The following is an 8,160-nucleotide window of genomic DNA, read 5'->3' as shown; positions in this document are numbered from 1 at the left end:
GGGCGTCGAACACAAGGTGCCCCGGCCCGCCGACCCCCCGACACGTTCGACGCCCGAGGAGACGCCCCGGAACACACCCGGCCCAAGCCGCACCGGCGCAGCCAGCCGCCCGGGCCCCGCCCGAGCGGCGCAGCCAACCCGTACACCGGCCCCCGCCGACCCCGCCCGAGCGGCGCAGCCAACCGGCCCCACCCGAACCGATCCGCCAGCCTCCGCATCGCCCCCCGGCCGGCCAGGCCACCGGCGCAGCCGACCGGCTGGGGCCGTCACTCGTCCGGCTGCCCCTTGTGGCGGGCGTAGTAGCGGGCCACCCGGGCCCGGTTGCCGCAGACCGACGCCACGCACCAGCGGCGGCGGGGGTGCGCCGGAAGGAACAGCAGCACGCAGTCGTGCGCCTCGCACTCACGGACCTGCCCCACCCGGGGGTCCGTCAGCAGGTCCGCGACCGCCTCGGCCAGTTCCGCCGCGAGCCGCGGGGCCGGGTCGGCCGGCCGGTGCGCGGGCGCGGTCGTGCCGCCCTCCCGCGTCCAGGCCAGCGCCCGGTGGGACGGCGCCGCGGCCAGCGCCTCGTTCAGCGCGGCCAGCGCCCCGGCCGGGGGCCGCTCGCCGCGTCGGGCCGCGGCGAGCGCCGGGCGCGCGGCCTCCCGTACGGCCCGTACGGCGGCCACTTCGGCCGCGCCCGCCGCACCGACCGGGGTCAGCCGCCCGGCCTGCGCGTCCAGCCAGTCCGCGAGCCCCGCCGGGTCGGCGACCAGGTCGCCTTCGGCGGTCAGGGTGTTGAGGAGGTCGAGCGCGAGGGGCTCGCCGGTGAGCGGGAAGGTCACTGTCACTCGACTAATGCTACTGCAAGCACTTGACCCATTAGCGATCACCGGCCAGACTAATGGAACCGAAGCCGCAGGAGGCATGTGATGACCGCTCGCCGCACCATCCCGACCGTCCAGCACCGCACCGCCGACGTGGCCGGGGTCCGCGTCGCCTACCGCGAGAGCGGCCCCGCCGACGGCCCCGTCCTGCTGCTCCTGCACGGCTTCCCCACCGCCTCGCACCAATTCGCCCGCCTGATGGACGCCCTCGGCGACACCCCCTACCGCCTCATCGCCCCCGACTACCCCGGCTTCGGCCGCACCGAGGCCCCGGCCGGATTCACGTACACCTTCGACCGGCTCGCCGACATCGTGGAGGGCTTCACCGACGCCCTCGGACTCGACCACTACGCCTTGTACGTCTTCGACTTCGGCGCCCCCGTCGGACTGCGGCTCGCCGCGCGCCGCCCCGAGCGGGTGACCGGCCTGATCGTCCAGAACGGCAACGCGTACGAGGAGGGCCTGTCCGACGCGGCCCGCGAGTTCGCCGGGCTCCGGCGCGAGGTGCCCGGCAACGAGGAGCGGGTCCGCGGCCTCTTCACCCTGGAGGGCACCCGCTTCCAGTACGAGACCGGCGTCGCCGACACCGGCCTGGTCTCCCCCGACAGCCTGACCCTCGACGTGCACCACCTCGGCCTGCCGGGCCGCGCCGACGCCCAGGCCGACCTCGCCTTCGACTACGCCTCGAACTTCGCGCACTACCCCGCATGGCAGGCGTGGCTGCGGAGTGCGGGGGTGCCGGTGCTGGTCGTCTGGGGCGCGGGCGACCCCTTCTTCACGCCGGCGGGCGCCAAGGCCTACCTCCGGGACGCCCCGGACGCCGCCGTCCACGTCTTCGAGGGCGCGGGCCACTTCGCCCTCGAAACCCACCTCCCCCAGATCGCCCCCTTGATCGAGGACTTCCTCACCGAGCTGGCCGCCTCCAGCCTCGCCGGCGTTTGAGGCGCGGGGGTCCGGGGGCTGGCCCCCGGCAACGGCGCCGCTGCGCGGAGCTGCTCCCCGCCCCGCCCTTTCTCCGTTTCTCGGGGCTCCGCCCCGAACCCCGCTCCTCAAACGCCGGAGGGGCTAAATCTCAGCCGCGCGTCAGCCCTCCGCAGGAGCGCGGCCCGTCAGGGCGGCCAGGCTGGAGCGGACGTGGTTCATGTGGGCCCGCATCTCCTCCTCCGCCTCCGCATGCTCCCGCAGGACCCGCTCCGTATCCCGCCCCACCCGCTCCTCCCGCGCCCGCGCCGCCGCCACCAGTTCCGCGGCCCGCGCCTCCGCGTCCTCCTGCCCGTGCCGCGCCGACTCCTCCGCCTCCGCGAACCCCCGCCGGGCCTCCGCCAGGCGGGCCTCCGCGTGCTGTTCCAGCTCGTCGTGGCGCGCCTCCAGCTCCGCCTCCCGCGCCGCCAGCCCCCGCTCCGCCGTCTCCCAGCGCTCCGCCTGCTCCTGCTCGCGCTCGGCCAGCTCCGCGTCCGCCCGCCGCCGCGTCTCCGCCAGCGCGGCCGCCGCCTCCGCCCGCCACGCCGCCGCGTCCTCCCGCGCCTGACCCCGTACCTCGTCCGCCTCGTGCTGCGCCCGCAGCAGCCCCTGCCGGACCCGGACCTCCGTCTGCTCGCGCACCGCCTCCGCGTCACCCCGGGCCAGGTCCGCCGCCCGGTCGGCCCGCGCCTCGGCCGCACCCAGCGTCGCGAACGCGTCGGCCCGCGCGTCCGTCCGCAGGGTGTCCGCCTCCTCCTCCGCCAGCAGCAGGATCCGCCGGGCCCGCTCGCCCAGTTCGTCGTATGTCTGCGGGGCGAGCCCGGCCACCGCCTCCCGCAGCCGGGCCGCCTCCGCCTCCATCTGCTTGGCCAGGACCGTCAGCCGTGCCACCCGCTCCCAGGCGTCGTCGCGGCTCCCGGAGAGCCGGGCGAGATACCGGTCGACCTCTTCCATGCGGTAGCCGCGACCGCGCACGGTCGCAATGGGTGCACTCATCCTGGATGCGCCTCTCTCGCGGGGATTCCCGTCAAGGATGCGCCATTTGATCCCAGAAGCCGGAATGGCCGGGCCGAGACCCCCTCCGAGGGTCCCGACCCGGCCATTCCACCTGTCACCCGATCAGGGCGACCTCAGAGCAGTCCGTCCCACATCTGCTCCAGCAGCACCGACCACCAGCTCTCCGGCGACGCCAGCGCCGCACTGTCGAGGCCCGCCAGATTCGCCTGGAAATCGACGGTCCACCGGCCCGCCTGCTCCGGCGTCAGATGCTGGCGCAGCCGCCACATGTGACCCAGCATCGCCAGCGACCGCACGAACTGCGGCAGGCTCGAGTTCACGAACTGCGGCGGCACCGGGGCACCCCCGGGACCGCCCTCGACCGGCACCGCCACGATGTGCGCGGTCCCGTACTGCACGCACAGCGCCTTGCCGAAGTCGCTGCCGATCACCAGGTACGAGCCCGCGTCCGAAGCCGGCTGCACCTGCCGCTGCGCGGCCATCTCGGCCAACGTCGGAACCGGCTGCCCCGGCACCGCCTGCGCCCAGAAGAACGGCCCGAAATCGACCGGCAGACCCGACCACATCAGCGTCTGCGCCACGATCTCCGGCACACCCTGACGGGACACCGCCCGCTGGTCGAAACGGAACACGCCCTGCGGACCGAAGGCCCCCGCCAACTCCTGCGCGATCGCCTCCAGCGGGATCGCCGGCTGCAGCGGGACCTGCGGCAGCGGCGCCCGTACCGGCGCGGGGCGCGCCGGACCGTCCGCCACCTGGTGCAGCTCGCCCTGGTGGGTGATCAGGTGCCGCATGCCCGCCTGACGGCCCGCGTGGTCCTTCCCGTACGGAGCCACGCTGGTGATCCGCACCTGCGGCCACGTCTCCCGGATCATCCGGGCGCAGTAACCGCCGGGCAGCTCACAGGACGCCAGCTCGGTGTGCAGCTCCAGGACCTGCTGCGGCGGCACGTTCATGGCGCGCAGCTCGTGCAGGATCTGCCACTCCGGGTGCGGGGTACCGGGCGCCGAGCGGCGGATGAGCTGCTGCTCGGAGCCGTCGGGCGCGCGGTAGCGCAGCACGGCCTGGTAGCCGGGGCCGACCGTGGGCGCACCGGTCGGGACCGGTGCCGGGGGCTGCGCCACGGGTCCGCCCGGCGGCGGGCCGGGCGGGCCGGGCGGCTGCGGTACGCCGGGACCGGCCAGCATCGTCGCGGCATGGTCCAGCCCGCCACCGGGAACACCGGGCGCACCGGGAGCCCCCGGCGGACCGGGCGGCTGCGGTACGCCGGGACCGGCGAGCATCGTCGCGGCGTGATGGGCCCCGCCGCCGGGAGCGCCGGGCGGACCGGGAGGCGCCGGAGGCTGACCCGTCACGGCGGGGCCGGCCAGCATCGTCGCGGCATGGTCGAGCCCGCCACCGGGAGCACCAGGAGCACCGGGCCGCCCCGGAGGGCCGGGAGGCTGCGGCGCGCCGGCGCCCGGAGCACCGGGCGGGCCGGGCGGCGCGGGCGGCCGGCCCGTCACGGCGGGACCGGCCAGCATCGTCGCGGCGTGGTCCAGCCCACGGCCGAGCGACCCGGGAGCACCGGGCGGGCCCGGAGGGCCGGGAGGCTGCGGGGCGCCCGCAGCCGGAGGCGCGGGCGGCTGACCCGCGCCCGGAGCACCGGGCGCACCGGGCGGACCCGGCGGCTGGGGCACACCCGGGCCGGCCAGCATGGTGGCCGCGTAGTGGTCCCCGCCACCGGACGAGCCGCCTGCACCGGGCGCACCGGGCGCAGCCGGAGGCGTCGACGGCTGGCCGGCGGAGCCACCCGGCCGGGAGACCTGCGCCTTGCTCGTCGGCGCGTCGGCGATGTCGGCCGCCGGCGAACCCAGCGAGGGCACCACGGCGGTCCTCGGCAGCTGGCTGCCGCCCGGCATCAGCGTGGTCTTCGCCTCCGGGGCCACGCCGGAGGACGGCCGGTCCTCCAGGTCCGAACCGGACAGCGGCGGCGCGAACACGGTCGCGGGCAGCGGTACGGACGCGTCGTCCGTACCGGAGTTCACATCGGTACCCGCCCACGGCGTGGCACCGGTCGGCACCACGGCCGGAGCCGGGGTCGGCGTCGGCGTCGGAGCCGCCGGTACGCCGTCGTTGGCCGTGGGCTCGTAGGGGATCTCGCCCCCGCGCCGCAACGGCACCGCATCCACCGGCGCCGAAGGCGGGGCCGGAGCCGCGGCGGCGGCCGGCACGGCATCAGCAGGCTCCCCGGAACCGGAACCGGAACCAGAACCGGAAGCGGCGGCCGGCGCGGGCGCCGGCGGAATCCCCGCCCGGTCCGCGGCCTCCTGCAGCCACTCCGGCGGACTCAGCATGAACGAGGTCTGCTCCGAGTCGATCCGCGGCGGCGGAACCGAAGCCTCCGAAGCCGCGGCGACCGCCACGGCCCCGTACTCCTCCTCGTACCGGCGGATCACCTCACCCACCGGCAGCCCCGGCCACAGCGTCACCTCCCCGCTGTCCCGTGCGATGACCAGCCGCTGCCGGCCGCCCCCGGACACCGGACCCGCCGCACGGTCCTCCGCCCACACCACGAACCCGAGTCCGAACTCCCGTACGCGCACCTCGCGGTGCTGGTACGCGGGCACGTCCCCGTTGATCCACTCCTCGGCGCGCTCCTGCGCCTGCGCAAAGGTCACCATCGCGCCGTCACCCCTCATCCGAACCGGGACGCACCGACGGAACCGGCCCCGCCACGGGAACCGGTCGTGCGAATCCGCCGTCCACCATCAGACCGGCCACCGTCTCCAGCTCCGGCGGATTGCCGGCCAGCCGCTCCAGAAAGGCGTCGAAATCAGCACCGCACGGCAGCAACAGCCGCTCCACGCGCTCCTGTACCGACCAGCCGTCCTGGTCGCGCGCATCGTCGTACGGGGAGAACCACACCGAGCCGAGGCCCTCGCCCTTCACCTTCAGCGCGAGCAGCCCGCCCTGCGCGAAGGCCACGCAGAGGTAGTCCTTCGTCAGGTGGTCCCGCAGGCACTTGTTGACGTACACCAGGTCGTTGACCGCCGCCTCCTCACGCACCGTGAAGAACGGCTGGTCCACCAGCAGACCCAGGTCCACGTCCAGGCCCGCGCCGACCGGCGCGCAGCCGCCCGCGGCCTTCAGGAACGAGCGGTACGCCTCCGGCAGCCGGTAGCCGAGATCCTCCTCGACCCCCTGCACCAGCTCCTCGGACACGGACACCACCGACTTCGGCAGCCCCATGTGCGCCGGACGCACCTCCTGCAACGGCCGCGTCCCGCGCTTCTCGTGGTCCACCGGAGCCGTCGCCAGCCCCGCGTGGTGCCGCAGCAGCGCCTTCACCTCGACCGGGACCAGCTCCATGCGCCGCGAACCCGCCACGTGGTGCCAGGTCCAGCCGTGCGGGGTCGCCACGGGCCCAACCGTGTCCCACAACTCGTGCCCGGCGGCCTTCATCGCGGCGTTCGCGGACACGTAGTCCGTCAGCCGCAACTCGTCCACGCCGAAGCCCTCCGGCGGCTCGGCGATCTCCACCGCCGCACGCGCGTACGCGGAGAAGTCCGGATGCCCGTTGCCGTCCATCCGCACCCCGTGGGGATGCCGAGCGGCCCGGACCGGGTCCGGGAAATGCACGACCTGCCCCGAGTAAGCGGCGTTGGGTGGCGCGGCCTGCTGCCCGAGCCGACCTGTCGTCATGGCGGTAGCCCCCTGCTGGATCTGGCTGGTTCACCACAGCCTATGCGCTGGGGCAAGAGCCTCACCCGCACCCGACCGGCGCACCCGCCCGAGGGCCAGGAACATCCGAATTGATACGAATATTCGACCCCGCTTCCGCATGACAGGTGACATTTGACAGGCTGTCCCCGCAGTACGGGGGCGTGCGCGACAGCGGTCACCACCGCCGCCACGGGAGGGAAGGCGCGACCATGCACCACACGGCAACACGCACAGAACCGGGCGACACCGACCCGGAGGCACCGGGCACGCCGGCAGCCGCGGGCCCGGCCGGCGAAGCGACCGGCCCCGCCGGCGACCCCCGCCTGCGCTGGAGCAGCACCGACGGCCGCCCCGTCGCACCCGTCCTGCGCTTCCGCCGCGACGGCATCCTCCCCACCATCGCCGCCGCCCTCTCCGTACGCGGCGAAACCCTCACCGGCACCGCCGGCAAGGCCGACCAGCCCCCCGCGCTCCACCCGCTCGTACAGGACTTCCTCGACACCCTCACGAGCGGACAGCGCGAACGATTCACCGGCCGCTGCCCCGAGGCGATCCTGCTCTCCCGCCACCTCGCCGCCGTCGAAGCCGCCCGCTCCCGGCGGGCCTCCCGCAAGCCCCTCTCCGCGAGCGAGGCCCGCCGCTCCCTCAAGCACTCCAAGATCACCGCCCGCCGCATCCGCGAGGACGGCGACCCCCTCCACGGCAGCTACGCACCCCCCTGCCGCTCCTGCGACGCCCTCCTCGCCCACTTCGGCGTACGCCCCGTCGACCTCACCCCAGCCGAGTAGCCATGACCCCCACCTCCGCCTCCTACGACCGCTCCTCGGCCACCCGCTTCCCGGTCGCCGTGGACTCCGCCCTGCGCACGGCCGGCTGGGAACCCGGCCGCTGGGACATCAAGCAGGCCGAGTACTGGGCCGACGCGCTCCGGGACCACACCACCCCCGCCGGACACCGGCACACCGTCTTCCCCGCCGCCGTCGAGGCCTGGGCCGAATTCGGCGGCCTCACGGTCACCGCGCCCGGACCCGGCCGCCAGATCGCCCCCACCCCGGTCCGCCTCGACCCGCTCACGGGACTCCACCTCGCGCGCACCTTCGCCGACCTCGGCCGGGCCCTGTCCACCCAGCTCTGCCCCCTCGGCGTCGAGGCAGACGGAGGCTCCCACCTCGCCCTCGACCGCGAAGGCCGCATCTACGGCATCGACCACACCGGCGACTGGTACCTCGGCTCCACCCTCGACGAAGCCCTCACCCTCCTCCTGACCGGCCTCCAACCCACCCGCCTCACCACAGCCTGACCCGTCTGCTCCCACCTGGGGCTGCCGCCCCTCCCCGGCGGGGCTGGACCAGTGCGGCGAAGCCGAACGGTGCCCCTCAAGGCCCGGGGCTCCGCCCCGCACCCTCCCCCAGACTCCGTCCGGGGGGACCCCCACCCCTCAAACGCCGGCGAGGCTGGATTTGGTGCGGCGAGGCTGGATTGGGGTGGCGGGGCTGAGGGATCGGGGCAGCTCGGCCGGGGACGGGTGTGTGCAGGGGCGCTCCCCGCAGGGCGTCGAACACAAGGTGCCTCGGCCCTCCGACCCCCCGACACGTTCGACGCCCGAGGAGAC

Annotated in this window: 7 protein-coding genes; 3 read left to right on the top strand and 4 right to left on the bottom strand. The window is 75.4% G+C overall.

Going from position 1 to position 8,160, the window contains the following annotated elements:
• Positions 1–266: 266 nt before the first annotated feature.
• The gene (locus ACIPYQ_RS41050) at positions 267–830 is read right to left on the bottom strand and encodes a CGNR zinc finger domain-containing protein (RefSeq protein ID WP_401259782.1); all 564 of its coding nucleotides are present in this window, start codon (positions 828–830) and stop codon (positions 267–269) included.
• Between the two features lie 81 nt (positions 831–911).
• On the opposite strand from ACIPYQ_RS41050, the gene ACIPYQ_RS41045 reads away from it, so the two are divergent.
• Positions 912–1,808 carry an alpha/beta fold hydrolase gene (locus ACIPYQ_RS41045; RefSeq protein ID WP_401259780.1) on the top strand — a complete coding sequence of 299 codons (897 nt, stop codon included), beginning with the start codon at positions 912–914 and terminating at the stop codon, positions 1,806–1,808.
• A 141-nt stretch (positions 1,809–1,949) separates the two neighbouring features.
• Here ACIPYQ_RS41045 and ACIPYQ_RS41040 read toward each other — a convergent pair whose 3' ends face one another.
• From ACIPYQ_RS41040 to ACIPYQ_RS41030, 3 genes are all read right to left on the bottom strand, one after another.
• Positions 1,950–2,822 (bottom strand): cellulose-binding protein, encoded by an 873-nt coding sequence (locus ACIPYQ_RS41040; protein ID WP_401259779.1) that lies wholly within the window; start codon positions 2,820–2,822, stop codon positions 1,950–1,952.
• Between the two features lie 134 nt (positions 2,823–2,956).
• The gene (locus tag ACIPYQ_RS41035) at positions 2,957–5,506 is read right to left on the bottom strand and encodes an SUKH-4 family immunity protein (protein ID WP_401259777.1); all 2,550 of its coding nucleotides are present in this window, start codon (positions 5,504–5,506) and stop codon (positions 2,957–2,959) included.
• A 7-nt stretch (positions 5,507–5,513) separates the two neighbouring features.
• Complete coding sequence (locus ACIPYQ_RS41030; protein ID WP_401259776.1) at positions 5,514–6,527, bottom strand: SMI1/KNR4 family protein; 1,014 nt, start codon at positions 6,525–6,527, stop codon at positions 5,514–5,516.
• A 230-nt stretch (positions 6,528–6,757) separates the two neighbouring features.
• On the opposite strand from ACIPYQ_RS41030, the gene ACIPYQ_RS41025 reads away from it, so the two are divergent.
• Positions 6,758–7,336 carry a YwqJ-related putative deaminase gene (locus tag ACIPYQ_RS41025; protein ID WP_361767283.1) on the top strand — a complete coding sequence of 193 codons (579 nt, stop codon included), beginning with the start codon at positions 6,758–6,760 and terminating at the stop codon, positions 7,334–7,336.
• Between the two features lie 2 nt (positions 7,337–7,338).
• On the top strand, positions 7,339–7,848 hold the full coding sequence (locus ACIPYQ_RS41020) for an SUKH-3 domain-containing protein (RefSeq protein WP_401259774.1): 510 nt from the start codon (positions 7,339–7,341) through the stop codon (positions 7,846–7,848).
• Positions 7,849–8,160 lie beyond the last annotated feature (312 nt).

This window comes from Streptomyces sp. NPDC090045, assembly GCF_044747975.1.
GTDB lineage: Bacteria > Actinomycetota > Actinomycetes > Streptomycetales > Streptomycetaceae > Streptomyces.
Note: the sequence above shows the minus strand (reverse complement) of the source record. Positions and strands in the feature narration are given on the sequence as shown.